Below are 25,484 nucleotides of genomic sequence, written 5' to 3'. Positions count from 1 at the left end.
CTCAGGAGCAGACCCCACGGCGGCCGCCGTGCGACCATGGCAGCCGTGCGGTGGGCGGACGGTCGAGCAGCGAGGGTGTTCTGGGCCGCACTGCTCGGCATGACCGCAGTGGTGGGTCCGATCGGGCAGCCGGTCGCGCAGGCATCGCCGGGATCGGCGCCGGAGTGGGGAAGCTGCGCCCAATGGGTGCAGGATCCGGCGACGATCCCCACCGCGCAATGCGCCACCGTGGCAGTTCCGCTGGACTGGAACTCTCCGGATCCTCAAGGTGCACAACCACAATTGGCGGTGATCCGGATACCGGCCAGCGGGCAGCGGATCGGCGCACTGTTCATCAACCCCGGCGGTCCCGGTGCTTCCGCGGTGGACACCGTGGCCGGCATGGGGGCCGCACTGGCCGGGTCGCCGCTCACCGATCATTTCGATCTGGTCGGGTTCGACCCGCGCGGCGTCGGGCACTCCACGCCGCAGTTGCGCTGCCGCACCGACGCCGAGATCGACGCCTACCGTCGCGAACCCATGGCCGACTACAGCCCGGCCGGCGTCGCGCACATCGAAGCCCTCTACCGGCAGTTCGCGCAGCAGTGCCTGGACCGCATGGGCGCACCGTTCTTGGCCAACATCGGCACCGCTTCGGCGGTACGGGACATGGATGCGGTGCGGGCGGCTTTGGGTGAAGACCAGATCAACTACCTTGGCTTCTCCTATGGCACCGAGTTGGGCGGTGCCTACGCCGAACAGTTCGGCAACCGGATTCGCACCATGGTGCTCGACGGTGCCATCGATCCCAGCCTGGACCCGATCACCAAGAACATCCGCCAGTTGGCCGGGTTCCAAAAGGCGTTCGACACCTACGCCGCGGACTGCGCGAAATCCACGGACTGTCCGCTCGGCACCGACCCGGCCCAGTTCACCAGCCGCTTCCAGCGCCTGGTGGATCCGCTGGCGACGGCCCCGAGACCCACGTCGGATCCGCGCGGGCTCGGCTATGCCGACGCCATCACCGGCACCGGCAACGCCTTGTACTCGGCGCGGTACTGGCCCTACCTGACCAGCGGCCTGCTGGGATTGACGCGTGGCACCGATCCGGGTGACCTGTTGCTGCTGGCCGACGACTACTGGCACCGCGACGAGGCCGGTCACTACCGGAACCTGCAGGATGCATTCACCGCGATCCGATGTGTCGATTCGCCGTTCCCGACCGACCCGGCGGTGTGGGCCGACGCCGATCGGCAGCTGCGTGCCGCGGCACCGTTCATGGCCTACGGCGAGTTCACCGGGTACGCGCCCCGCGACATCTGCGCCCTGTGGCCGGTGCCGGCCACCTCCGTGCCTCACCCGGTGACCGGGCCCGGTCCGGGAAAGGTCGTGGTGGTGTCCACCACCGGCGACCCGGCCACGCCGTACCAGGCCGGTGTGGACCTCGCCCGGCAAATGGGTGCGGCACTGATCTCGTTCACCGGCACGCAACACACCGTGGTGTTCAACGGGGACGCCTGCGTCGACACGGCAGTGCTGAACTTCTTCGTCGACCAAACCTCGCCGGGCAACCTCTCCTGCTAACTCTTGCAGGGCCGTAACACAGATTTAACAGCCGGTGCCTACGCTGCGGGCATGGACCGCCAGAAGGAATTCGTGCTGCGCACCCTGGAGGAACGCGATATCCGGTTCGTTCGGTTGTGGTTCACCGACGTGCTCGGCTACCTCAAGTCGGTGGCGATCGCGCCCGCCGAACTCGAGGGCGCGTTCGAGGAGGGGATCGGATTCGACGGCTCGTCGATCGAGGGCTTCGCCCGGGTCTCGGAATCCGACACCGTGGCGCGGCCCGACCCCTCCACGTTCCAGGTGCTGCCCTGGACCACCAGCGGAGGCCAGCACCATTCGGCGCGCATGTTCTGCGACATCACCATGCCCGACGGCTCGCCGTCGTGGGCGGACTCGCGGCACGTGCTGCGCCGGCAACTGGCCAAGGCCAGCGACCTCGGATTCTCCTGCTATGTGCACCCCGAGATCGAGTTCTTCCTCCTCCGGCCCGGTGAAGACGACGGCAACCCGCCTGTCCCGGCGGACAACGGCGGCTACTTCGATCAGGCCGTGCACGACACCGCCCCCAACTTCCGCCGGCACGCCATCGACGCCCTGGAGCAGATGGGCATCTCGGTGGAGTTCAGCCACCACGAGGGCGCGCCGGGCCAGCAGGAGATCGACCTGCGCTACGCCGATGCGCTGTCGATGGCCGACAACGTGATGACGTTCCGCTACGTGGTCAAAGAGGTGGCCCTCGGCGAGGGGGTGCGGGCCTCGTTCATGCCCAAGCCGTTCGCCGAGCATCCCGGTTCGGCCATGCACACGCACATGAGCCTGTTCGAAGGCGACACCAACGCCTTCCACAGCCCTGACGACCCCCTGCAGCTCTCCGATGTCGCGAAGTCCTTCATCGCCGGGATCCTGGAGCATGCCAGCGAGATCAGCGCCGTCACCAACCAGTGGGTGAACTCCTACAAGCGCCTGATCCACGGCGGCGAGGCGCCCACCGCGGCGTCCTGGGGCGCGGCCAACCGTTCGGCGCTGGTGCGGGTTCCGATGTACACGCCGCGCAAGGCCTCGTCGCGACGCGTCGAGGTCCGCAGCCCCGACTCGGCCTGCAACCCGTACCTGACGTTCGCGGTGCTGCTGGCCGCCGGTCTTCGCGGTGTCGAGAAGGGCTACGTGCTGGGTCCGCAAGCCGAGGATGACGTCTGGAGCCTGACGTCCGAGGAGCGGCGCGCCATGGGCTACCGCGAGTTGCCGTCCAGCCTCGGCAACGCGCTGGAGGCCATGGAGGGCTCCGAGCTCGTCGCGGAAGCGTTGGGGGAGCACGTCTTCGACTACTTCCTGCGCAACAAGCGCGCCGAGTGGGAGAACTACCGCAGCCACGTGACGCCCTACGAGTTGAAGAACTACCTCTCGCTCTGAGTGCCGCGGCGGTGCCGGCGCTTCGTGCGCTACCGTCGTGAACGTGCCCAAGCCTGCAACCGATCGCCCGAAACTGCCCAGCGTCGGTCGGCTCGGGCTGGTGCATCCGCAGGCCACCGCCGAACTCGATCGGCTCGGCTGGAACACCGAGGCGCACGTCGAGCTGCTGTGGTCGCTGTCGCGCGCACCCGACGCCGACATCGCGCTGCTGGCCATGGTCCGCCTGGCCGACGAGCTCGACGAGGCGGACTGGAATGAACTCAACCGGACGCTGCTGAGCGACCGTGCCCTGCGTGGCCGGCTGTTCGGCGTCCTGGGTTCCTCACTGGCCCTGGGCGATCATCTGGTGGCCCATCCCGAGTCGTGGCGACTGCTGGCCGGTGACGTGACACTGGCCGGACCCACCGAGTTGCGCGAGATCTTCACCGCCGCCGCCCGCAGTGTCGAAATCGACCGTGGCACAGGTGCTGCCGTGCCCCCACTACGCGACCTGTATCGGGACCGGCTGCTGGTACTGGCCGCCCTGGACGTCGCCTCGACCGTCGAGAACGAGCCGGTGCTGCCGTTCGTCGAGGTGGCCGCGCACCTGTCTGACCTGGCCGACGCCGCGCTGAGCGCAGCGCTGACGGTGGCCACCCGGGCCGTGTGCGAGGACGGGCCCGAACCCCGTCTCGCCGTCATCGCCATGGGCAAATGCGGTGCGCGCGAACTGAATTACGTCAGCGATGTCGACATCATCTTCGTCGGGGAATCCCTCGTCGACGATGATTCCGGTGACGACAACCTGGCCACCGCCACCCGGGTGGCCGGCGAGATGATGCGCTTTGCCGCCGACGCCTTCTTCGAAGTCGATGCCGCGTTGCGCCCGGAAGGCAAACGCGGCCAACTGGTCCGGACCCTGGACGCCCACATCGCCTACTATCAGCGGTGGGCCAAGACCTGGGAGTTCCAGGCCCTGCTCAAGGCACGACCCGCCGCGGGCGACGCGCAGCTGGGCCAGGACTACATCGACGCCCTGATGCCCATGGTCTGGTCGGCCTGCGAGCGCGAGGATTTCGTCCCCGAGGTCCAGGCGATGCGCCGCCGCGTCGAAGAACTCGTCCCCGCCGGGGTGCGCGCCCGCGAACTCAAACTGGGCACCGGGGGCCTACGAGACGTCGAATTCGCCGTCCAGCTCCTGCAATTGGTCCACGGCCGCAACGACGATGCGCTGCACGTGGCCTCCACGGTCGATGCGCTGGCCGCGCTCGGCGAGGGCGGTTACGTCGGGCGCGACGACGCCGCCAACATGACCGCCTCCTACGAATTCCTGCGTCTGCTCGAGCACCGCCTCCAATTGCAGCGGCTGAAACGCACCCACATGCTGCCCGACGACAACGACGACGAGGCATACCGTTGGCTGGCTCGGGCCGCACACGTCCGGCCCGACGGTCGCCACGATGCCCAAGGCGTGCTGCGCGAGGAGCTCAAGCGGCAGAGCATGCGGGTGTCACGGCTGCACGCCAAGCTCTTCTATCAGCCGCTGCTCGAATCGGTAGGCCAGCCCGCGGTGGGAATCGGCACCGGGATGAGTACGGAGGCGGCCGAACGTCAGCTCGCCGCACTGGGTTACGAGGGCCCGCAGAGCGCGTTGACCCACCTGGCCGCGCTCACCGGTGAGAGCGGGCGCCGAGGCCGGGTACAACAGGTGCTGCTGCCGACTCTGCTGGACTGGCTGTCGGATACGCCCGATCCGGATGCCGGCCTGCTGGCCTACCGGCGGATCAGTGAGGAGCTGGCCGAGCAGCGGTGGTATCTGTCGACCCTGCGCGACGAGGGCGCGGTGGCCAAGCGCCTGATGCGGGTGCTGGGCACCTCGGCCTACATCCCCGAGCTGCTGATGCGTGCCCCGGAGGTGATTCAGCTCTACGCCGACGGTCCCAACGGCCCGAAACTGCTCGACGGTGAACCCGACAGTGTGGCGCGCGCGCTGGTGGCCTCGGCCGGGCGGCACTCCGACCCGGTGCGCGGCATCGCGGCCGCGCGCACGCTGCGACGTCGGGAGCTGGCCCGCATCGCGTCGGCCGACGTGCTCGGCTTACTCGACGTGACCGATGTGTGCCGGGCGCTGACCGCGGTGTGGGTGGCGGTGTTGCAGGCCGCGCTGAACGCCGTGATCCGGGCCAACACCCCCGAATCCGGTGCGCCGGCCCGCATCGCGGTGATCGGTATGGGCCGGCTCGGTGGCGGGGAGCTGGGATACGGCTCCGACGCCGACGTGATGTTCGTCTGCGAGCCGGAGCCCGGGGTGGAGGATTCGGCTGCCGTGCGCTGGTCGGTGAGCATCGCCGAACAGGTCAGGGCTCTGCTGGGCACACCGAGCGCCGATCCGCCGCTGGAGGTCGACACCGGGTTGCGTCCCGAGGGGCGCAACGGGCCACTGGTCCGCACGTTGGCCTCTTATGCGGCCTACTACGAGCAGTGGGCGCAGCCCTGGGAGATCCAGGCGCTGTTGCGGGCACACAGCGTCGCAGGCGATCTGGAGCTCGGAGAGCGCTTCCTGCTCATCGCCGACAAGACTCGGTACCCCTCCGGTGGGGTATCGGCCGAGGCCGTGCAGGAGATCCGCCGGATCAAGGCCCGGGTGGATGCCGAACGTCTGCCTCGCGGCGCCGATCCCAACACTCACACCAAGCTGGGGCGCGGCGGTCTGGCCGACATCGAATGGACCGTGCAGTTGTTGCAGCTGCGACACGCCCACGAAGTCCCGGCGCTGCACAACACCTCGACGCTGCAGGCCCTCGATGCCATCGGCGCGGCCGAGTTGGTCGCCGAAAGTGACGTGGAACTGCTGCGCGACGCCTGGTTGACGGCGACGCGGGCCCGCAACGCGCTGGTACTGGTGCGCGGCAAGCCGACCGATCAGCTGCCCGGGCCGGGTCGCCAGCTCAATGCCGTGGCCTTGGCCGCCGGCTGGGGCAGCGACGACGGTGGTGAGTTCCTGGACAACTACCTGAGGGTGACGCGGCGGGCGAAGGGTGTGGTCCTCAAGATTTTCGGCGGCTGAGCCGCCAAGGGGCTGGAGGGGCTGAGTACCCCGGCGCTGGAACACCTGATAGTAAGTACGTCTATGAACCATACGTTCGACGTCCTCTCCGCCGCCGAGCACGATCGACTCGAAGCCGTCTACGAGCCGTTCGCCCGGGCGATGCGTGATCTCGTCGACGCGGGCGTGCGCACCGAGGTGGACCCGCAGACCATCGCCGAGGCCACCGCTGCCGTCGAGGCCATCGCGGCGACGCTGCGTCGAAAACAGCGGGACGGTCCCCACGCGATGGTGCACGCCGAGACCGGTAGGCCCGTGGTGTGGGCGAATCCGGTCGTCGGACTGCGCAACGCGCTGGCCCCACCATTGGTCATCGAGCATGCCGAAGATGGCAGCTGCTGGAGCGAATTCGTGCTCGGTGCGGCCTATGAAGGCCCACTGGGCTGGGTGCACGGTGGCATCTGCGCCCTGGTGCTCGACCACATTCTCGGCGAGGTGGCCAGCGGTGGACTGAACGAACCGCGGTACACGGGCACCATCACTTGCCGGTACCGCCGCGGCACACCCCTGGGATCGTTGCGCGCCGAGGCGTACATCGACCGGACGGAAGGCGTCAAAACCTTTGCGCGGGGCCATATCAGCGACGCGGACGGAATCACCGTCGAGGCCGAAGGCGTCTTCATCACCCCGGCTTGGGCGCGGAACGCCGGGTGAGGTTCTACGTCAGCACGGCCTTCATGGACACCCGCGAGGCCGTCGAAGTAGCCAGGGCCGCAGATGATCTCGGTTACGACGGGATGGGCATCCCGGATCACGTGGTGAATCTGGAGACGCTGCGAACCCCGTATCCCTACACCAAGGACGGCAAGCGGCGCTGGGAGGCGTTCACCGATTGGCCGGACCCGTGGGTGATGATCGGGGCGTTGGCGCTCGTCACATCCCGGCTGAAGTTTGTCACCACGGTCTACCTGCCGGCGATGCGCGACCCGTACTCGGCTGCCAAAGCCATCGGCACCGCGGCCTATCTCGCCGGCGGGCGGTTGGAACTGGGCGTCGGGGTCGGCTGGTGCGAGGACGAATTCGAACTGTTGGGTCAGCAGTTCGCGCGACGCGGCAAGCGCACGGACGAGATGCTCGCGTTGATGAAAGAGTTGTGGGCGCCCGGGTGGACGGAATTCGACGGCGAGTTCTACTCCGCCCCACGATTGGAAATGGAGCCCACGCCGCCGCCGATCCCGATCTACGTCGGGGGATTGTCCGACATCGCACTGCGCCGCGCGGCCCGTCACGATGGCTGGATCGGCGATCTGATCTCCACCGAGGACGCGCTTCAACGGGCCGACCAGCTACGTCGGCTGCGCGCCGAAAACGGTTTGACGATGGACGATTTCACCATCATCACGCCGTTGACCGATGCCTTCACCGCCGAGCATTACGCGCGGGCGGAGGCCGGCGGTATCCAGGGCGTCATCACCATGCCGTGGATGTTCTACGCCGGCCCCGCAGCCACGCTGGGCGAAAAGATCGACGGGATGAAGCGGTTCCGTGAGGATCTGGCGCTGGACTAGGTCTTGTTGCGCGCGGCGTCCACGGCGAATGCGCCGCTGCCGATCCCGACCAACAGCAGGAAGCCGAAGCAGTACAGCACCGCAACCTCACCGCCATTCTCCGAGGGCCACAGTGCCTGGGGCTGGTGCTGCCAGAAGTAAGCCACCGCCATCTGCCCGGCGGCGATGAAGGCGGCGATCCGAGTGAACAGACCGACCAGGATCAGCAGGCCCAGCACGAGTTCGAGCACACCCGCGTACCAGACCGGCCAGGAGCCGACCGATGCGGCGCCGCTCCCCATGTCGACGGGCCAGGCAAAGAGCTTGGAGGTGCCGTGAATCGTGAAGAGCAGGCCGAACACGATGCGGAAGATCCCAATGGCGGCGGGCGCGTAGGTGGCGAGCCGAGCGTCGAGGTTGGTCGTCATGATGTGACGATACTTGGTGACACCCAGGAATCTCACAGCTCGAGCAGCACCGTTACCGGCCCGTCATTGACCAGTTCCACCTGCATGTTCGCCCCGAAAACTCCCGTTTGTACAGTGGCACCCAGCGTGGTCAGGGCGGTGGCGAACTCGGCCACCAGTGGTTCGGCGACCGGGCCCCGAGCCGCCGCGTTCCAGGACGGCCGTCGGCCCTTGTCGGTGTTGGCATACAGCGTGAACTGACTGATCACCAGGATCGGAGCGGCGATGTCGGCTGCTGAGCGCTCGTCATCGAGAATGCGTAATTGCCAGAGCTTTTCGGCCATTCGCCGAGCCTTCGGCGCATCGTCGTCGTGCGTGACCCCGACCAACGCCAGCAACCCCTGAGTGGCGGGGGCGATCCGGCCGACCACCTCGCCGTCGACACTGACACTTGCCGAGGACACCCGCTGCACCAGAACACGCATGGGTTCAATTGTGCGGGCGGCCGCCGCGACTTCTACACCAGGGCGGTGAATTTCGAAATCAACGGCCCTGGTGTAGAAATCGGCGGTTACAACCTAGACGTCGCGTCGGCGGTGCCGACTTAGACGTCGCGTCGGCGGGCCGACTTAAACGTCGCGTCGGCGGGCCGACTTAAACGTCGTAGTAGAGCGAGAACTCGTACGGGTGAGGCCGGATCTGGATCGGCATGATCTCGTTCTCCCGCTTGTACGAGATCCAGGTCTCGATCAGGTCCTCGGTGAACACGCCGCCCTCGGTGAGGTACTCGTGGTCCTCTTCGAGCTTGTCGATCACGGCGGCCAGCGAGGTCGGAGCCTGCGGGATGTTGGCGGCCTCGTCCGGCGGCAGCTCGTAGAGGTCCTTGTCGACCGGGGCCAGCGGCTCGATCTTCTTCTTGATGCCGTCGATGCCGGCCATCAGCATCGCCGCGAACGCCAGGTACGGGTTACCCGAGCTGTCCGGGCAGCGGAACTCGAGGCGCTTGGCCTTCGGGTTGTTGCCGGTGATCGGGATACGGACGCAGGCCGAGCGGTTGCGCTGGCTGTAGACCAGGTTGATCGGGGCCTCGTAGCCGGGCACCAGACGCTTGTAGGAGTTCACCGTCGGGTTGGTGAACGCGAGCAGCGACGGGGCGTGGTGCAGGATGCCGCCGATGTAGTGGCGCGCGATGTCGGACAGACCGGCGTACCCGGACTCGTCGTGGAACAGCGGCTGGCCGTCCTTCCACAGCGACTGGTGGGCGTGCATGCCCGACCCGTTGTCGCCGAACAGCGGCTTGGGCATGAAGGTGACGGTCTTGCCGTTCTGCCAGGCGGTGTTCTTGATGATGTACTTGAACAGCAGCACATCGTCGGCCGCGTGCAGCAGCGTGTTGAACTTGTAGTTGATCTCGGCCTGACCGGCGGTGCCCACCTCGTGGTGACCGCGCTCGAGGGTGAAGCCGGCGTTGATCAGGTTGGTCGCCATCTCGTCGCGCAGGTCGACGTAGTGGTCATACGGTGCGACGGGGAAGTAACCGCCCTTGGGGCGCACCTTGTAGCCGCGGTTGGCGCTGCCGTCGGCCTCGAAGGGCTCTCCGGTGTTCCACCAGCCCGACTCGGAGTCGACCTCGTAGAAGGTGCCGTTGATCTTGGAGTCGAACTGCACGGAGTCGAAGATGTAGAACTCGGCCTCGGCCCCGAAGAAGCAGGTGTCCGCGATACCGGTGCTGGCCAGGTAGTTCTCGGCCTTGCGGGCCACGTTGCGCGGATCGCGGGAGTAAGCCTCACGGGTGAACGGGTCGTGCACGAAGAAGTTGAGGTTCAGCGTCTTGGCCGCGCGGAACGGGTCGATGCGCGCGGTGTCGGGATCCGGCAGCAGCATCATGTCGGATTCGTGGATCGACTGGAAGCCGCGGACCGACGAGCCGTCGAACGCGAGCCCGTCTTCGAAAACGCTCTCGTCGAACGCCGTTGCCGGGATCGAGAAGTGCTGGACGACGCCGGGCAGATCGCAGAAGCGAATGTCGACGTATTCGACGTTTTCGTCCTTGATCAGCTTGAAGATGTCGTCGGACGTCTTTTCTGCCACTTCAGTGTTCTCCTTTACTGGTAACCCGCGGGTTGACGCTAAGGACACGATGTTGCGCAGTCGTCAACCATATGTTGCGCGCAAGTTACGCGATGACATTCATGTGTGACATGAGCTACCGACGGGCACGTAACCGGCCACGCCTATTCTGATCCTATGGCCCGCACCATGGGAAATTGGCTATCCGGACCCGGCCCGTTCGACGCCGGCGGCGGCCAGGACGCACCGGACGCTCGCGGTAAATACCCCGGTGAGCGCCTCGGGCTGCCTGATTCCGGCTCCCGTTCGGTGGCCCGGATGGGCCGCAGACTGGGTGCTTTGTGCATCGATTGGTTGATCGCCTATGGGCTGGCCGGGCTGGCGATGGCGCTGGGTCTGATTTCGCTGCCGGCGCTGTCCACCGCGGTGCTGGTGACCTGGATCGTGATCGGAACGGTCGCGGTGCGGTTGTTCTCCTTCACCCCGGGCCAGCTGGCGGTGGGCCTGCTGGTGGCGCCGGTCGGCATCGAGCGGATCGGTATCGGGCGGGCCTTGCTACGCGTGGTGTTGATCGCACTGGTGATCCCGCCGCTGGTCTCCGACAGTGACCTGCGCGGCCTGCACGATCTGGCCAGCAAGACCGTCGTCGTGCGGCGCTGACGCCGGCTCAGACCTGATGGCGGATCTGGCCGTTCATCATGGTCAACGTCACGGTTGCCCCATGGATCTTGCCGGTCTCCAGCGAGCCGACCAAGGCGTCGAGCCGGATTCGGTAGGCCGCGCCCAGGGTGTTGGCGGGTACGGCCTGCTCGACCGTCAGCCTTTGACCGGCGAGCGTCAACACCTGTGCGTTCGGATCGCCGATCAGCGCCTACGCGCGGTGCGCTGAACACCGCGCATCTTCGCGCCCGCGGGCATCGGGCCCTTGGGCAACCCGGCCGGACCGGTCTTGGTGCCGAGCGCCGCCAACCGGGACTCGATCGAATCCATCTGTTTGACCGTGATGTTGGCCGGCAGCTTGTTCAGATGACGCTCCAGCTTGGACAGCGGGACCTCGCCCTCGCCGTTGCCGACCACGATGTCGTAGATCGGGATTTCGCCGATCAGACGTGCGGTGCGCTTCTTCTCCTGCGCGAGCAGGGGTTTGACCCGGTTGGCCGAACCCTCGCCGACAAAGATCACCCCGGGCCGGCCGATCACCCGGTGCACGGCGTCGAAGTGCCCGGTCGCCGCGACGCCAGGGGTGACGCGCCACTTGCCGCGCAGGTTGTCCAGCGCCCAGGCGGCCGCACCGGTCTGACCTTCGGCCTTCAGGTACACCGACTTCTGGGCCCGACGGCCGAAGATGATGAACGCCACCAACGCGCCCAGCACCACGCCGAGGGGGATGAGGGTGTACATGGTGAACCCACCGATGAGCACACCGGCGACCACCGCGGCAGCGACGATCAACACGAAGGCGCCGATCATGTACGGCAGCAGGCGCTTGTCCTCTTTGCGCTGGACCTGGAATGCCTGCCACAGTTGACTGCGCCGCTGCTTGGAGGCCGCCTTACGGGCAGCCTTCGCCTCGGCCTTTGCCGCTTTCGTTTCTGCGGCAGTGCGGGTTTTCGCCATTACTTCAGGATACGGGGGGCTGATCGGCAAACCGAACCCGTGCGGCCTGGGCATAGAGCCTGCCGGCACGGTAGGAGGAACGCACCAGCGGTCCGGCCAGAACACCGGCGAATCCCAGGCCCTCGGCATAGCTCGACAACTCCACGAACTCGTCGGGATGCACCCAGCGCTCGACCGGGTGATGGCGTGGCGACGGGCGCAGATATTGGGTGATGGTGACGATGTCGCAGCCGGCCTCATGCAGGTCCTGCAGGGCCGTCCGGACCTCGTCGATGGTCTCGCCCATGCCGAGGATCAGATTGGACTTGGTGACCAGGCCGGCGTTGCGCGCCGCGGTGATCACGTCCAGGCTGCGCTCGTAGCGGAAGGCCGGACGAATCCGCTTGAAGATACGTGGCACCGTTTCGACGTTGTGGGCGAACACTTCTGGTCGTGACTCGAACACTTCGGCCAGCTGCTCGGGGTTGCCGTTGAAGTCCGGGGCCAACAGTTCCACGCCGGTGTTCGGGTTGAGCTTCTTGATGTAGCGCACGGTTTCGGCATACAGCCAGGCACCGCCGTCGGGCAGATCATCTCGAGCCACCCCGGTGACGGTGGAGTAGCGCAAACCCATCGCCTGCACGCTCTCGGCCACCCGCCGCGGCTCGTCGCGGTCCAGCTCGGCCGGTTTACCGGTGTCGATCTGGCAGAAATCGCAGCGACGGGTGCACTGCTCGCCGCCGATCAGGAACGTCGCCTCGCGGTCCTCCCAGCATTCGAAGATGTTGGGGCAGCCGGCCTCCTCGCACACCGTGTGCAGACCTTCGCGCCGCACCAGGCCCTTGAGCTCGGTGTACTCCGGCCCCATCTTGGCCCGGGTCTTGATCCACGGTGGCTTGCGCTCGATCGGTGTCTGCGCGTTACGCACTTCCAGACGCAGCAGCTTTCGACCTTCTGGAACGACACTCACAGATTCATCCTACGTTCAGCGCAACTTCGAGACGGCCGTCGAGCGCGTCACACACCGCGGCAGCGACGCGATCGGTGACGTCCTCGACCGTGATCTGCCGACCCAACTCGGCCGACAGCGACGTGACCCCAGCGTCGGCGATGCCGCACGGCACGATCGAGGAGTAGGCGGACAGGTCGCAGTCACAGTTCAGCGCGAAACCGTGCAGCGTGGTCGCCCGGGACACCCGGATGCCGATCGCGGCGACCTTGCGGGCCGGCCTCAGCTCATGGCCTGGCACCCAGACTCCCGACCGTCCTTCGACCCGGCCGGTCTGCAGTCCCAGGTCCGCACACACGGTGATGAGTGCTTCCTCAAGGCGCCGAACGAAATTCACCACATCCAGCGGCTCGGTCAGCCCGATGATGGGATAGCCCACCAGTTGGCCGGGACCGTGCCAGGTGATCTTGCCGCCGCGGTCGGTGTCGACGACCGGCGTGCCGTCCATCGGCCTTTCATGGGCCTCGGTGCGCTTGCCGGCGGTGTAGACCGCGGGGTGTTGCAACAGCAACAGGGTGTCGGGGCCGCCGGCGACCCGGGCGTCGGCGATCTCGCGCTGGAGTGCCCAGGCGTCCTGGTAATCGATCATGCCCAGACGCCGCACCTCGACAGGTGAGGCGGTCGAGCGGATGGACGTCACAGCCTTGACCGTACGCCTCAGGTTCGCGGGGACCCCAGCCTGCCGCGTGGGGACCCCGGTCATGCGTCTTTGGGCGCGGTGGCGTAGGCCAGTGCCTCGCCCACGGTGTTGTGGTGGAAGGTGAAACCCGCGCGCTCCAATGCGGCCGGGATTGCGCGCTGGCCGACCAGCAGGGCTTCGTCGGCGAACTCGCCGAGCAGGGCGCGCAGGACGAAACCGGGCGCGATCGCCGGGGTGGGCCGGTTCAGCGACCGGCCGAGCGCCGCGGTGAACTCGGCATTGGTCACCGGCGCCGGCCCGGTCAGATTGACCGGGCCCGACAGGCCATCGGCCGAGATCGCAAACAGCACCGCGCGGATCTCGTCCTCCAGGCTGATCCACGGAATGTATTGGCGGCCATTGCCCAACCGGGCGCCCAACCCCAACGAGAACAGCGGTTTGAGCCGGTTCACCATGCCCCCGGACGGCGACATCACCAGCCCGGTCCGCAGCAGCACCACGCGGGTTCCGGCGGCGACGGCCGCAGCGGTCGCCGCCTCCCAGTCCGCGCACAGCCGGGCCAGGAAACCATGTCCTTCCGGTGCGGTCTCGTCGGTCACCCGGTCACGGGTGTCGCCGTAGTAGCCGACCGCGCTGGCATTGATCAGGACCGGAACCCCGGCGTCGGCGACGGCGCCGGCCAACACCTCGGTCGGCCCGATGCGACTGTCGCGCAGGCTCTGTTTGAACGCGCCCGACCACCGCCTGTCGCCGACACCGACGCCGCAGAGGTTCACCACGGCGTCCACACCGCGCAATGCGTCGGCGTCGAACTCTCCGGTGTCGGGATTCCAGAACAACTCGTCGCCGTTCGACGGTGCCCGACGAACGATTCGGAGTACCCGGTGATCGGCGGCGCGCAGTGCGGCAACCAGCGCCGAACCGATCAGACCGGACGATCCCGCTATCGCGATGACGGCGTCCGCCACAGTGGGGAGCCCCTCCTAACGGTCCTTAAAGCCCGAGGTCGGCCTCGAATGCACCGTCTTCGAGCCGGCGCTTGATGGTGGTCACGAATCGGCCGGCGTCGGCGCCGTCGATCAGTCGGTGGTCGTAGGTCAGCGGCAGGTAGCAGACCGACCGCACACCGATCGATTCGTTGCCGTACTCGTCGGAGATCACCCGCGGGCGTTTGACGATCGCACCGGTGCCCAGCATCGCCGCCTGCGGCGGCACCAGGATCGGCGTGTCGAACAACGCGCCCTGGCTGCCGATGTTGGTGATCGTGAAGGTGCCACCAGCCAACTCGTCGGGCTTGAGGTTGCCCGAACGGGCCCGAGCCGCGATGTCGGAGATGGCGCGCGCCAACCCGCCCAGCGACAGGTCGCCGGCATTGTGGATCACGGGGGAGAGCAGACCCTGCTCGGTGTCGACGGCGAAGCCGAGGTGCTCGGCGTCGTAGTAGGTGATCTCCTTGGTGTCCTCGTTGTAGCTGGCGTTCACGTTCGGGTGGATCTTGAGCGCATCGATGACAGCGCGTGCGATGAACGGCAGATAGGTCAGGTTGACGCCCTCGCGCTCGGCGAAGTCCGCCTTGGCCCGGGCCCGCAACGCCACGATCTTGGTCATGTCGACCTCGTGGGTTTGCGTCAGCTGCGCGGTCGCCTGCAGGGATTCGCGCGTTTTCTTCGCCGTGATCTGGCGAATCCGGTTGGCCTTCTGGGTGGTTCCGCGCAGGTGGGCCAGCGCCGGGGCCGGCGTGGCAGCGGGTGCGGCGGCAGAGGCCTGAGCGGCGGGGGCCTGAGTGGCGGGGGAAGCAGGAGGAACCTGCTGCGCCTTCGCGGCCTCCGCGGCGGCCAGCACATCCTGCTTACGGATGCGGCCGCCGACGCCGGTGCCTTTCACCTCGGCGAGGTCGACACCGTTCTCCGAGGCCAACTTCCGCACGAGCGGCGTGACGTACGGCGAGCCGTCGCCGGCGGCAGCGGCCGGTGCGGGCTCAGCCTTGGGCTCGGGTTTCGGTTCGGGCTTGGGTTCCGGCTTGGGCTCGGGTTTCGGTTCGGCCTTGGGTTCCGGCTTGGGTTCCGGTTTCGGTTCGGCCTTGGGCTCGGGCTTGGGCTCGGGAGCCGATTCCTGGGCCGCACCGGCCTCGCCGATCTTGGCGAGCTCGCCGCCGACCGCGACGACGTCGTCCTCTTCGGCGGTGATCTCCAGGAGAGTGCCGGCGACCGGGGACGGGATCTCGGTGTCGACCTTGTCGGTGGACACCTCGACCAGCGGCTCATCGATGCCGACGGAGTCACCGACCTTCTTGAGCCACCGGGTGACGGTGCCCTCGGTGACCGACTCGCCCAGCTCCGGCATGGTGACCGTGGTGGCGGACCCCGAAGCGGCCGGCTTGGCCGGGGTGGACGGCTCGGGCGCGGGGGATTCGGACGGAGCCGCCGAGGGCTCGGTGGCCTGTGGTTCGGGCTCCGGCTCGGGTTCGGATTCCGGCTGTGCGGGCGCCGAATCTCCCGACGATTCGCCGGCCTCGCCGATGACCGCGAGCTCACCGCCGATCTCGACGGTGTCATCCTCCTGCGCCACGATCTTCGTCAAGACACCAGCGGCCGGGGACGGGATCTCGGTGTCGACCTTGTCCGTGGACACCTCCAGCAGCGGCTCGTCGAGTTCGACGGTGTCGCCCTCCTGTTTAAGCCAACGGGTGACGGTCCCTTCAGTGACGCTCTCACCTAGCGCGGGCATCTGGACGGAGATGGCCATGTGTATTGACTCCTCAGACGGTCATGTGACGACTCGAACTCTGGCTTACCACAGCTGGGTGCACTGGGTGCGGCACCTAACTGGATTGTCGGAACCATCCTGTCACTGCAGCACCATTCGCACGCACTCAGGGTTGCCGCGAGCTCTGGCACTATCGGTGGAGGGTGCGCAGGGCAGTTCGCCGAACTTGCCGAGAACTGAGGAGACGATTCCGTTGGGGCTGTTCGACGGGTTTCGCCGCGGTCGCCCGGCGCGCCGATCCGCGGGAGATCGGGCTGAGGATCTGCGTTATCTGCAGCAGTGGGTGGCCGATCATGTCGGCGTCGAGGCGTTCGTCGAGCCCCGGACCACCGTCACCGAGGTGACCGTCGTGCTGGTCGCCGCCGACGGGGAATGGACCCGGCGCCGTGCCGGGGGTGAGGCGGGCGCGCGTCGACTCAGTGACCGGCTGCAGATCCCGGTTTACGACGTGCAAAAGGTCGGCTATCCCCAACGCATGCGCGACTACGACGCACGGCGGCGTATCGAACGGCAACGCGCGCTTCGGCAGGAGCTCGACGAGCGTTAGAGTCAAACCAGCCGATACCTGAGGTATTGGATACTGTTCGTCACAGATACCTCGTGGAGGGGTGGACATGCAGCGCTTCGTCGTCAGCTCGGACGGAACCCGCATCGCGGTTTATGAGCAAGGGGACCGCGGGCGTCCCACGTTGGTGATGGCCCACGGTTGGCCTGATTCGCACGTGTTGTGGAACGGCGTGACCGGCGAACTGGGTGAGCGCTACCGCATCATCCGTTACGACAACCGCGGTGCCGGCGCGTCCGACGTGCCCAAGCGCGTTGCCGACTACCGGATGGACCGCTTCGCCGACGACCTGTCCGCCGTCATCGACGCAGTCAGCCCCGATGGACCGGTACACCTGCTGGCGCACGACTGGGGATCGGTCGGGGCATGGGAATACCTCAGCCGCCCCGGCGCCGCCGAACGGGTGGCGTCCTTCACCTCGGTGTCGGGGCCCAGCACCGACCACTACGGGGCGTTCGTCCGCCGTCGGTTGGCCCGGCCGTACCGGCCCATCCAGTTCGCCAGGGCGCTGGATCTGGCCTCGCGGTTCAGCTACTGGATTCCGTTCTCGGTGCCCGTGATCGCGCCGGCGCTGATGCGCCGCGGGGCCGCGCGCAGGCTGCAAGCCATCGACACCCCCGGCCCCAAGTTCCAGTCCGAGACGCTCGACATCGATGCGGCAAACTCGCTGAAGATCTACCCCGCCAACGCCATCCGATCGTTCACGACGCTGCGCAAAGACCACTACGTGACGGTGCCGGTGCAGTTGATCTGCAACGACCACGACCCGGTGGTGCGAGGCCACGGCTACGACGAAGAATCCACCTGGGTGCCGCTGCTGTGGCGCCGCAACCTCAAAGCCGGTCACTGGGCACCGTTCTCCCATTGGCGCGCCATCGCCAACGCGACAGCCGAGCTGATCGATCACATCGAGGGCGCACCGGCGGCCCGGGCGTTGCGCCGCGCGCAGGTCGGCCGAACCCGCGAACCCTTCGGTGACACTTTGGTTTCCGTCACCGGGGCGGGCAGCGGCATCGGCCGGGCCACCGCGCTGGCGTTCGCCGCCGGCGGCGCCGAACTCGTGGTCAGCGACATCGACAAAGATGCGGCGGCGGCGACAGTCGACGAGATCGTCGCGGGCGGCGGTGTGGCGCACGCCTACCGGCTCGACGTGGCCGATGCCGAGGCGGTCGAGAACTTCGTCGAACAGGTCTGCATTACCCACGGCGTGCCCGACGTGGTGGTCAACAACGCCGGGATCGGCCACGGCGGCAAGTTCCTCGACACACCGGCCGATCAGTACGACCGTGTGCTGGAGGTGAACTTCGGCGGAGTGGTCAACTGTTGCCGGTCGTTTGCCCGCAGGCTGGTCGAGCGCGGCACCGGCGGCCACATCGTCAACGTGGCATCGATGGCCGCCTATTCACCGTCGGCGTCGATGAACGCCTACGCCACCAGCAAGGCTGCGGTGTTCATGTTCTCCGACTGCCTGCGCGCCGAATTGGCTTCGGCCGGAATCGGTTTGACCACGATCTGTCCCGGCGTCATCGACACCAACATCGTCGACACCACCCGCTTCGACCTGTCGGCTGATCAGCGGGACCAGGTCGACCAGCTGCGGGCCAAGACCAAGAAGGCCTTCGCCGCGCGCCGTTACGGGCCGGAGAAGGTGGCCAAGGCCATCGTGGCCGCCGTCATCAAGGACCAGGCGATCCGCCCCGTCACCCCCGAGGCCTATGCGGCCTACGGGTTGGCGCGGCTGGTGCCCTCGGCGTTGCGCCGGGTGGCGCGGTCCGGGTCGCTCTAGCCGTTACTGCGGGTGGGTGGCGAGGTATTCGCCTACCGGAATGGGTGAGTCGACCGCATACCCGATCGGCAGCAGGACGTCGCCGGAAGTGGTGACGTAGTAGACATCCCACCGGTAGTAGGCGCCGAATGCCGCCGGATCGGCGGCCAGCGTCGCGGCATAGTCGTTGATTGCGGCCACGTACTCGTCGGCGTTGTTGTACCGGAACAAGGCGTGATCGGGATTGTGGGCAAACCCGTTGGCAGCCAGGTAACGACCCGCCGCCATGATGCTGTCGCGGGGCGAGTGGATGTCGCCGCCACGGCCGTAGGCCGCAAACGTCGACGGCATGAACTGCATCGGTCCCTGGGCGCCGGCCGAACTGTTCCCGGTCACGCTGCCGAAGTGTGTCTCGACCAAATTGATTGCGGCAAGGTAGTTCCAGCCCACGCCGGAAGCTGCCTCGGCGTCGCGGTAGGCCGCGAGTAACTCCTCCGCCGGCGGTGGGGGCGTGATCCGCCACGCCGGCAATGTGTCCTTGGGGCGGGCCAATGTGGCGACCTGTCGCCGTGTGTGGACGTTGCGGTCGTAGAACGCGATCAGGTCGGCGGGGATACGGGGCCGGATGATGCCGTCCCACTCGGGATGGCGGCCGATCGCCCGGTAGGCGACCTGTTGGCGCCGTGCCGCCTGCGTCAATGCGGCCTCGGGGGTGGACGGGTCGCGCAGCGCACGCTCGTCGGCAACGAGATCGTCGGCGAGCGTGCCGGGGTCCTGGGCCAGGCGCGGCTGCGCGTGCGCCGGAGCGTCCGGCGTGGTGGTGGTTGTGGTCGTCGTGGTCGATGGAAGGGGAGTCGGCGGCGACGATCCCGCGCAGCCGGCAAGCGCTGCGCCCAACGTGAACGAGATGGCGAGATTGCCGAGACAGCGCGCCATCTTGTTCACGTTCGGCGGGGGCACCGGATCAGCCGTTCAGCGCGATGTCCTCCAAGACCGCGAACATCGTCCGCGTCGGCACACCGGTACCGCCCTTGGGGGTGTAACCCCAAGGGCCGCCGGTGTTGTAGGCGGGGGCGGCGACGTCGATGTGCGCCCACTGGACTCCGTCGGCGACAAACTCACGCAGATACGTGCCCGCCACCAGCATCCCGGCATAGCGTGACCCGCTGACATTGGCCAGGTCGGCCACCGTGGACTTGAGGTCGTCCTTGAGTTCTTCGGGAAGCGGCATGGCCCAACCATTTTCGCCGACGGCCTGAGACAGCGTCGCAACCCGATCGCGGAACTCGTCGCTGCCCATCACCCCGGGAGTGCGTGCACCGAGGGCCACCGTCTGGGCGCCGGTCAGCGTCGAGGTCTCGATCAGATAATCGGGCTCGTCCTCGCAGGCCCGCACGATCGCGTCGGCCAGGATCAGGCGGCCTTCGGCGTCGGTGTTGAGCACCTCGACGGTGATCCCGCCGTACTGGGTCAGTACATCACCGGGGCGCTGCGCAGTGGCCGAGGGCATGTTCTCGGCCATCGGCACGGTTGCGGTCACCTCGATGGGCAGCTTCTGTTTGGCGGCCAGCACCACGGTGGCGATGACGGCTGCCGCACCGCCCATGTCCGAGGTCATGTGGTGCATGTTGGCGGCCGGCTTGATCGAGATGCCACCGGTGTCGAACGTGATGCCCTTGCCCACCAGCGCCACCTTCTTGGCGTCCTTACCGCCGCGGTGGGTCAACCGCACCAGGCGCGGCGGACGTGAAGAACCTTTTCCGACCCCGACGATGCCACCGTAGCCGGCCTCGGCCAGCGCCTTCTCGTCGAGCACCTCGACCTCGAGCCCGGCCGCCTCGCCCAAAGTCTTTGCCCGCTGGGCGAATTCCACAGGGAAGAGGTGGCTGGGCGGGGTGTTGACGAAATCTCGGGCAGTCGCGACCGCCGACGCCACATCGACTGCGCGCTGCACGGACTGCTCGGCGGCCTTCTCGTCGGCTGTCAGCGCGGTGATCGCGGTCAATCCGGCATCGCTGGGCGCGGTCTTGGCGCTGCGGAACTCGTCGAAGCGGTAGGCGCCCAGGATCAGACCCTCGACGGCGGCCTCGGCATCGATCGCCGAGAGCGACGTCACCACGGCGGCGACCTTGTCGAGTGCGCGCGCGGCGGTGCCGGCGGCCCGACGGATCACGTCGGCGGGCCACTCGTCGCGCGGCTTGCCGAGACCCACGGTGAGCACGCTCGCCAGCGGGAGCGACGCGACGACCAGCCGATGCGTCTGGCCCTCACCGCCGGTCGCGCCCAGTGCCTGCAGGCCGGACTCGACCGCGGCCACCGCCTCGTCGTCGAGGTAGGGCTGCGGCGACAGGATTTTCGGGCCCGCCTCGTCGCTGACGACGCCGAGGACGAGGACAGCCTCGGCCACCCCCTCGCGGGGCAAGGAGGAGCTGACGGTGACGGTGGGGGCGTGGTAACCGGGTGCGCTGCTCATCCCGTTCACCCTAGTCAGGGTTGATATGCGGCGCTGAGAAGGCCGGTAGGGTGAGGCCGTGAGCGACGACTTGCTGCATGGACCCCTGGAAGACCGCCACCGCGAACTGGGCGCCAGCTTCGCCGAATTCGGGGGCTGGCTGATGCCGGTGTCCTATGCCGGGACCGTTGCCGAGCACAACGCCACCCGCGACGCCGTGGGTCTGTTCGACGTCAGCCACCTCGGCAAGGCCCTGGTCAAGGGGCCGGGTGCGGCGGCCTATGTCAACTCCGCGCTGACCAATGACCTGAACCGCATCGGCCCGGGCAAGGCGCAGTACACCCTGTGTTGCACCGAAACGGGCGGGGTGATCGACGATCTGATCGCCTACTACGTCTCCGACGACGAGATCTTCCTGGTACCCAACGCCGCCAACACCGCGGCAGTGGTCGCCGAACTGCGCAAGCACGCCCCGCAGGGGTTGACCATCACCGACGAGCACCGCTCGTATGCGGTGCTGGCGGTGCAGGGACCGAAATCCGCCGAGGTGCTCGACACGCTCGGGTTGCCGACGGACATGGATTACATGGGCTACGCCGACGCCGACTACCAGGGCGTCGGTGTACGCGTCTGCCGTACCGGCTACACCGGCGAGCACGGCTACGAACTGCTGCCGGCCTGGGACCACGCCGGGGTGGTGTTCGACGCGCTGGCGGCGGCGGTGCGCGCGGCCGGCGGTGAACCCGCCGGTCTGGGCGCCCGCGACACGCTGCGCACCGAGATGGGTTATCCGCTGCACGGCCACGAGCTGTCGCTGGACATCTCGCCCCTGCAGGCCCGCACCGGCTGGGCGATCGGATGGAAGAAGGACGCGTTCTGGGGACGCGAGGCCTTGCTGGCCGAGAAGGAGGCCGGGCCGGCCCGGGTGCTGCGCGGACTGAAGGCCGTCGGCCGCGGGGTGCTGCGTGCCGATCTCGCGGTGCTCGGTCCGGGGGCGAGCGAAGCGACGGGGGGCAAGCCCGGGGACACCCGGATCGGCACCACGACGTCGGGAACGTTCTCGCCCACGCTGAAAGTCGGTATCGCCCTTGCCCTCATCGACACTGCTCACGACATCGCCGACGGACAGCGGGTGAGTGTGGACGTCCGTGGCCGTGCCGTCGAATGTGAGGTGGTCAAGCCGCCGTTCGTGGCCGCGCACACCCGCTGAGGCCCCGAAAACTCGCTAGCCTCGGGCGATACAATCGCTGCATGACTAGCGGCCATCTCGAGTTCACGGTTTCAGCCAACGCGAATCCGGCGACCGATGGGGTACGCGAATCCATTCTGGCCAACCCCGGCTTCGGCAAGTACCACACCGACCACATGGTGGCCATCGACTACAACGAGGGCCAGGGCTGGCACGACGCACGGGTGATCCCGTACGGCCCCATCGAACTGGACCCCTCGGCCATCGTGCTGCACTACGCCCAGGAAGTGTTCGAGGGCCTCAAGGCCTATCGCTGGGCCGACGGTTCGATCGTGTCGTTCCGGCCCGAGTCCAACGCAGCCCGGCTGCAGACCTCCTCGCGCCGGCTGGCCATCCCGGAACTCCCCGAGGACGTGTTCATCGAGTCGCTGCGTCAACTCATCGCGGTCGACGAGAAGTGGGTGCCCGCGGCCGGGGGTGAAGAGTCGCTGTATCTGAGGCCGTTCGTGATCGCCACCGAGCCCGGCCTGGGCGTGCGTCCGGCCAACGAGTACCGCTACCTGGTGATCGGCTCCCCGGCCGGGGCGTACTTCAAGGGCGGCATCAAACCGGTCAGCGTGTGGCTGTCGCACGAGTACGTGCGCGCATCTCCGGGCGGCACCGGAGCGGCCAAGTTCGGCGGGAACTACGCGGCCTCACTGCTCGCGCAGGCCGAGGCCGCCGACAACGGGTGCGATCAGGTGGTGTGGCTGGACGCCACCGAACGCCGCTACGTCGAAGAGATGGGCGGGATGAACCTGTTCTTCGTCTTCGGCAGCGGCGGCTCGGCCCGCCTGGTCACGCCTGAGCTGTCCGGCTCGCTATTGCCGGGCATCACCCGAGATTCGTTGTTGCAGTTGGCCACCGATGCCGGCTTCGCGGTCGAGGAACGCAAGATCGACGTCGCCGAATGGCAGAAGAAGGCCGCGGCGGGCGAGATCACCGAAGTGTTCGCCTGCGGTACCGCCGCGGTGATCACGCCGGTCTCACACGTCAAGTACGCGGATGGCGAGTTCACCATCGCCGACGGGAAACCGGGCGAGATCACGATGGCCCTGCGCGACACCCTGACCGGAATCCAGCGCGGCACTTTCGCCGACACCCACGGTTGGATGGCCCGGCTGAACTAGCCGACCGCCAACCCCAGCGCCGTCAGCGTCGTCGTCACCTCGACGGCCGCGCCGAGCACGTCGCCGGTGATGCCGCCGAACCGTCGCACGCAGTGCGCGACCAGGAGCGCCGAAGTGCCCACCGCAACCAGCACCACGACCGGGCCCTGCCACATCCGAGGGCCCGCCCATGCGGCCAGGGTGGCGACCGCGACCATCCACGCCGCCACGACGATGACCGGCTGGGTGCCCGCGACGGCGCCGCCCAACGTGCTGCCGGCCGCCGCCGGCACCGAACGCCGGCAGGCGAGTACCGCCGCGACGCGGCCCGCAGTGACCGCGACGACGACGGCCACCGCGCTGAGTTGGGCGAAAGCCAATGTCTGACAACCGATCACGACGATCACCGCGGCCATGCCGAACGGTCCGGCCGACCCCTCACGCATGACCGCCAGCGCCCGCTCCGGCGGGCCGTAACACCCCAGGCCGTCAACGGTGTCGCAAAACCCGTCGATGTGCAGTCCGCGGGTGGCCAGCAACAGGACGGCCACGGCCAGCAGACCGGCAAGGGCGCTGCCGGTGCCGAACGCCCACTGGCCGCCGACCACCACCGCGGCCGCCAGTGCGCCGAGCACCAGGCCGACCACCGGCAGCGCGGTCAACGCACCCCGGCCGATGCCTTCCGAGGTGCGCACCGGCAGCACCGTGCCGAAGGCGAAGGCCCCGCCCAGCGCGGAAATCATGATGTTGATTCGGGCGGTCCGGCTACCGAGGCTTCAGTGAAGGTGGCCATCGATGCCAGGGTGGCGATCGCCGCTCGCACGATCGGCAGGGCCACCGCCGCGCCGGTGCCTTCACCCAGGCGCATGCCGAGGTCGACGATCGGCTCCAGACCCAGGTGGGACAGCGCCAGGCTGTGGGCGGGTTCGGTCGACCGGTGACCGGCCTGCCACCACGCCCGCGCGCCCGGTGCCAACTGTTCGGCGATCAGGGCTGCGGCCGTCACGACCAGGCCGTCGAGCAGCACGGGGGTCCGCCGCAGCGCGGCCTGGGCGAGGAACCCCGCCATCGCGGCCAGGTCGGCCCCACCGCAGACCTGCAGCAGGCCCAGCGGATCGCGCGTCACGTCGCGGGCCCGGTACAGCGCATCGCGGACCGCGGCGGCCTTGCGCATCCATCCGAGGTCGTCGATGCCGGTGCCGCGGCCCACCGCCACCACCGGTTCGGCTCCGGTCAGGGCGGCCACCAGAGTTGTTGCGGCCGTGGTGTTTCCGATGCCCATGTCGCCGGCGATGAGCAGGTCGGCGCCGGCGTCCACCTCGTCGTCGGCGATGCGGCGCCCCGCCATGAGCGCAGCCGCCGCATCTTCGCGGCTGAGCGCATCCTCGACGGCGATGTTGCCCGAGCTGCGGCGGATCTTGTGCGCGCCGATCGCGGCCGACAGCGGTTCGTCGCAGTCGACGGCGATGTCGGCCACGCGTACGGAGGCACCGGCCACCTCGGCGATCACGTTGATCGCGGCACCGCCGGCGTCGAAGTTGGCCACCATCTGTCCGGTCACCGCCGAGGGAAACGCCGAGACACCCGCGGCCGTGACCCCATGGTCGGCGGCGAAGACCACCACGCGGGGCCGGGTCAGTGCCCGCGGCGGGCACACGCCCTGGCAGGCGGCCGCCCAGACCGAAAGCTCTTCGAGCCGGCCGAGGGAGCCGGGTGGTTTGGTGAGCCGAGCCTGGCGGGCCCGCGCGGTCGCAGCCACCTCGGCATCCGGCTCGGTGACCGGGTCGAAGGAATCGGATTCGGTCATGACGGCTCCTTCACCGTGAGCGGCTGGCCGGCCACCACCAGTACCACCCGGTCGCACACCGCGGCCAGGCGCTGGTTGACCGTGCCCAATTCGTCGGCGAACCGGCGTCCTGCCTCGGTGGCGGGCACCACGGTGAGCCCGACCTCGGGACTGACCAGGACCAGGGGAGCGGCAAACCCCTCGACCGCCGCCGTGAGCGCGTCGACCTCGTGGTGCACCGATGCCCCCGACCAGGCGCCGAGCCGGTCCATGATCGCGGTCAGCCAACCGCCGATGTCGTCGACAAGCGTCGCGGTGTCGGATGCGGCACGCAGGTCAACGGCCAGATCGGCCGTCTCCACAGTGCGCCAATGTGCGGGCCGGCGAGCCTGATGTGCGCGGACGCGCCGAGCCCAGGACCCGTCGCTGTCCGCGGTCGGGCCGGTGGCCAGATAACGCACCGGCACATCGTCCCCGGCCGCGGCCGTCGCGGCTGCCTCGGCCCACAGTGATTTGCCCGATCGGATACCGCCGAGCACCAGGGTCCGCACGCCTCAGGCCGCC

The 25,484-nt window shown here is 68.1% G+C and carries 23 protein-coding genes and 1 pseudogene; 10 read left to right on the top strand and 14 right to left on the bottom strand.

Going from position 1 to position 25,484, the window contains the following annotated elements:
* Positions 1–36: 36 nt before the first annotated feature.
* From A5740_RS04795 to A5740_RS04775, 5 genes are all read left to right on the top strand, one after another.
* Positions 37–1,563, top strand: coding sequence for an alpha/beta hydrolase (locus tag A5740_RS04795; protein ID WP_139334936.1), 1,527 nt, complete (start codon positions 37–39; stop codon positions 1,561–1,563).
* Between the two features lie 51 nt (positions 1,564–1,614).
* Entirely contained in the window at positions 1,615–2,955 is a 1,341-nt protein-coding gene (locus A5740_RS04790; RefSeq protein ID WP_076191911.1) for a glutamine synthetase family protein, read from the top strand.
* A 37-nt stretch (positions 2,956–2,992) separates the two neighbouring features.
* On the top strand, positions 2,993–6,001 hold the full coding sequence (locus tag A5740_RS04785; RefSeq protein ID WP_139334935.1) for a bifunctional [glutamine synthetase] adenylyltransferase/[glutamine synthetase]-adenylyl-L-tyrosine phosphorylase: 3,009 nt from the start codon (positions 2,993–2,995) through the stop codon (positions 5,999–6,001).
* A gap of 63 nt (positions 6,002–6,064) precedes the next feature.
* Complete coding sequence (locus A5740_RS04780; protein ID WP_076191909.1) at positions 6,065–6,694, top strand: PaaI family thioesterase; 630 nt, start codon at positions 6,065–6,067, stop codon at positions 6,692–6,694.
* On the top strand, positions 6,691–7,548 hold the full coding sequence (locus A5740_RS04775) for a TIGR03619 family F420-dependent LLM class oxidoreductase (protein ID WP_076192232.1): 858 nt from the start codon (positions 6,691–6,693) through the stop codon (positions 7,546–7,548). The genes A5740_RS04780 and A5740_RS04775 overlap by 4 nt, the downstream gene beginning before the upstream one ends.
* Here A5740_RS04775 and A5740_RS04770 read toward each other — a convergent pair.
* The 3 genes from A5740_RS04770 to glnA form a co-directional block, all read right to left on the bottom strand.
* On the bottom strand, positions 7,545–7,955 hold the full coding sequence (locus tag A5740_RS04770) for a DoxX family protein (RefSeq protein ID WP_076192230.1): 411 nt from the start codon (positions 7,953–7,955) through the stop codon (positions 7,545–7,547). The genes A5740_RS04775 and A5740_RS04770 overlap by 4 nt on opposite strands.
* Before the next feature lie 32 nt (positions 7,956–7,987).
* Entirely contained in the window at positions 7,988–8,419 is a 432-nt protein-coding gene (gene dtd, locus A5740_RS04765; protein ID WP_076191907.1) for a D-aminoacyl-tRNA deacylase, read from the bottom strand.
* 169 nt (positions 8,420–8,588) lie between these two features.
* Complete coding sequence (gene glnA, locus A5740_RS04760) at positions 8,589–10,025, bottom strand: type I glutamate--ammonia ligase (RefSeq protein ID WP_067774266.1); 1,437 nt, start codon at positions 10,023–10,025, stop codon at positions 8,589–8,591.
* Between the two features lie 156 nt (positions 10,026–10,181).
* Here glnA and A5740_RS04755 point away from each other — a divergent pair, with 156 nt between their 5' ends.
* A complete protein-coding gene (locus A5740_RS04755) occupies positions 10,182–10,664 on the top strand; it encodes an RDD family protein (RefSeq protein ID WP_076191906.1) in 483 nt (160 codons plus the stop codon).
* A gap of 7 nt (positions 10,665–10,671) precedes the next feature.
* Here the strand turns inward: A5740_RS04755 and A5740_RS27935 are convergent.
* From A5740_RS27935 to sucB, 6 genes and pseudogenes are all read right to left on the bottom strand, one after another.
* Positions 10,672–10,872, bottom strand: a pseudogene (locus A5740_RS27935) (amidohydrolase); the annotation flags it as partial.
* Positions 10,869–11,621, bottom strand: a complete 753-nt coding sequence (locus A5740_RS04750; RefSeq protein ID WP_076191904.1) for a DUF4191 domain-containing protein — start codon at positions 11,619–11,621, stop codon at positions 10,869–10,871. The pseudogene A5740_RS27935 and the gene A5740_RS04750, both read right to left, overlap by 4 nt.
* A 4-nt stretch (positions 11,622–11,625) precedes the next feature.
* Complete coding sequence (gene lipA / locus A5740_RS04745) at positions 11,626–12,570, bottom strand: lipoyl synthase (protein WP_076191903.1); 945 nt, start codon at positions 12,568–12,570, stop codon at positions 11,626–11,628.
* A gap of 4 nt (positions 12,571–12,574) precedes the next feature.
* Positions 12,575–13,249, bottom strand: coding sequence for a lipoyl(octanoyl) transferase LipB (lipB, locus tag A5740_RS04740; RefSeq protein WP_076191901.1), 675 nt, complete (start codon positions 13,247–13,249; stop codon positions 12,575–12,577).
* A 59-nt stretch (positions 13,250–13,308) separates the two neighbouring features.
* Complete coding sequence (locus A5740_RS04735; protein WP_076191899.1) at positions 13,309–14,217, bottom strand: TIGR01777 family oxidoreductase; 909 nt, start codon at positions 14,215–14,217, stop codon at positions 13,309–13,311.
* A gap of 25 nt (positions 14,218–14,242) precedes the next feature.
* A complete protein-coding gene (gene sucB / locus A5740_RS04730) occupies positions 14,243–15,994 on the bottom strand; it encodes a 2-oxoglutarate dehydrogenase, E2 component, dihydrolipoamide succinyltransferase (protein WP_076191897.1) in 1,752 nt (583 codons plus the stop codon).
* A gap of 214 nt (positions 15,995–16,208) precedes the next feature.
* Here sucB and A5740_RS04725 point away from each other — a divergent pair, with 214 nt between their 5' ends.
* A complete protein-coding gene (locus A5740_RS04725) occupies positions 16,209–16,562 on the top strand; it encodes an oxidoreductase (protein WP_076192228.1) in 354 nt (117 codons plus the stop codon).
* 67 nt (positions 16,563–16,629) lie between these two features.
* Positions 16,630–18,366 (top strand): SDR family oxidoreductase, encoded by a 1,737-nt coding sequence (locus A5740_RS04720; protein WP_076192227.1) that lies wholly within the window; start codon positions 16,630–16,632, stop codon positions 18,364–18,366.
* Positions 18,367–18,369: 3 nt separating this feature from the next.
* Here the strand turns inward: A5740_RS04720 and A5740_RS04715 are convergent, their stop codons facing one another.
* Both A5740_RS04715 and A5740_RS04710 read right to left on the bottom strand, forming a co-directional pair.
* Entirely contained in the window at positions 18,370–19,281 is a 912-nt protein-coding gene (locus A5740_RS04715) for a lytic transglycosylase domain-containing protein (protein ID WP_076192225.1), read from the bottom strand.
* Positions 19,282–19,309: 28 nt separating this feature from the next.
* Positions 19,310–20,818: a leucyl aminopeptidase gene (locus A5740_RS04710; protein ID WP_076191896.1), complete on the bottom strand. Its 1,509-nt coding sequence runs from the start codon at positions 20,816–20,818 to the stop codon at positions 19,310–19,312.
* A gap of 58 nt (positions 20,819–20,876) precedes the next feature.
* On the opposite strand from A5740_RS04710, the gene gcvT reads away from it, so the two are divergent.
* Both gcvT and A5740_RS04700 read left to right on the top strand, forming a co-directional pair.
* Positions 20,877–22,007: a glycine cleavage system aminomethyltransferase GcvT gene (gene gcvT / locus A5740_RS04705; RefSeq protein WP_076191894.1), complete on the top strand. Its 1,131-nt coding sequence runs from the start codon at positions 20,877–20,879 to the stop codon at positions 22,005–22,007.
* 41 nt (positions 22,008–22,048) lie between these two features.
* Positions 22,049–23,155, top strand: coding sequence for a branched-chain amino acid aminotransferase (locus tag A5740_RS04700; protein WP_076191893.1), 1,107 nt, complete (start codon positions 22,049–22,051; stop codon positions 23,153–23,155).
* Here the strand turns inward: A5740_RS04700 and A5740_RS04695 are convergent.
* Genes A5740_RS04695 through A5740_RS04685 form a run of 3 tightly spaced genes read right to left on the bottom strand, consistent with a single transcriptional unit; the run spans position 23,152 to position 25,471 of the window.
* Positions 23,152–23,877, bottom strand: coding sequence for an adenosylcobinamide-GDP ribazoletransferase (locus tag A5740_RS04695; RefSeq protein ID WP_076191891.1), 726 nt, complete (start codon positions 23,875–23,877; stop codon positions 23,152–23,154). The genes A5740_RS04700 and A5740_RS04695 overlap by 4 nt on opposite strands.
* Positions 23,874–24,941, bottom strand: a complete 1,068-nt coding sequence (gene cobT, locus A5740_RS04690; protein ID WP_076191890.1) for a nicotinate-nucleotide--dimethylbenzimidazole phosphoribosyltransferase — start codon at positions 24,939–24,941, stop codon at positions 23,874–23,876. The genes A5740_RS04695 and cobT overlap by 4 nt, the downstream gene beginning before the upstream one ends.
* Entirely contained in the window at positions 24,938–25,471 is a 534-nt protein-coding gene (locus A5740_RS04685) for a bifunctional adenosylcobinamide kinase/adenosylcobinamide-phosphate guanylyltransferase (protein ID WP_076191888.1), read from the bottom strand. Before A5740_RS04685 ends, cobT begins: the two co-directional genes overlap by 4 nt.
* Between the last annotated feature and the right edge of the window lie 13 nt (positions 25,472–25,484).

It is taken from the genome of Mycobacterium sp. GA-1841 (assembly GCF_001954135.1).
GTDB lineage: Bacteria > Actinomycetota > Actinomycetes > Mycobacteriales > Mycobacteriaceae > Mycobacterium.
Note: the sequence above shows the minus strand (reverse complement) of the source record. Positions and strands in the feature narration are given on the sequence as shown.

Excerpts from the sequence above, each read along its gene's own strand:
- A5740_RS04795 (WP_139334936.1), top strand. The coding sequence starts at position 37 with ATGGCAGCCGTGCGGTGGGCGGACGGTCGAGCAGCGAGGGTGTTCTGG.
- A5740_RS04790 (WP_076191911.1), top strand. The coding sequence starts at position 1,615 with ATGGACCGCCAGAAGGAATTCGTGCTGCGCACCCTGGAGGAACGCGAT.
- A5740_RS04780 (WP_076191909.1), top strand. The coding sequence starts at position 6,065 with ATGAACCATACGTTCGACGTCCTCTCCGCCGCCGAGCACGATCGACTC.
- A5740_RS04770 (WP_076192230.1), bottom strand. The coding sequence starts at position 7,955 with ATGACGACCAACCTCGACGCTCGGCTCGCCACCTACGCGCCCGCCGCC.
- dtd (WP_076191907.1), bottom strand. The coding sequence starts at position 8,419 with ATGCGTGTTCTGGTGCAGCGGGTGTCCTCGGCAAGTGTCAGTGTCGAC.
- A5740_RS04755 (WP_076191906.1), top strand. The coding sequence starts at position 10,182 with ATGGCCCGCACCATGGGAAATTGGCTATCCGGACCCGGCCCGTTCGAC.
- A5740_RS04750 (WP_076191904.1), bottom strand. The coding sequence starts at position 11,621 with ATGGCGAAAACCCGCACTGCCGCAGAAACGAAAGCGGCAAAGGCCGAG.
- sucB (WP_076191897.1), bottom strand. The coding sequence starts at position 15,994 with ATGGCCATCTCCGTCCAGATGCCCGCGCTAGGTGAGAGCGTCACTGAA.
- A5740_RS04720 (WP_076192227.1), top strand. The coding sequence starts at position 16,630 with ATGCAGCGCTTCGTCGTCAGCTCGGACGGAACCCGCATCGCGGTTTAT.
- A5740_RS04715 (WP_076192225.1), bottom strand. The coding sequence starts at position 19,281 with ATGGCGCGCTGTCTCGGCAATCTCGCCATCTCGTTCACGTTGGGCGCA.
- A5740_RS04710 (WP_076191896.1), bottom strand. The coding sequence starts at position 20,818 with ATGAGCAGCGCACCCGGTTACCACGCCCCCACCGTCACCGTCAGCTCC.
- A5740_RS04700 (WP_076191893.1), top strand. The coding sequence starts at position 22,049 with ATGACTAGCGGCCATCTCGAGTTCACGGTTTCAGCCAACGCGAATCCG.
- A5740_RS04695 (WP_076191891.1), bottom strand. The coding sequence starts at position 23,877 with ATGATTTCCGCGCTGGGCGGGGCCTTCGCCTTCGGCACGGTGCTGCCG.
- cobT (WP_076191890.1), bottom strand. The coding sequence starts at position 24,941 with ATGACCGAATCCGATTCCTTCGACCCGGTCACCGAGCCGGATGCCGAG.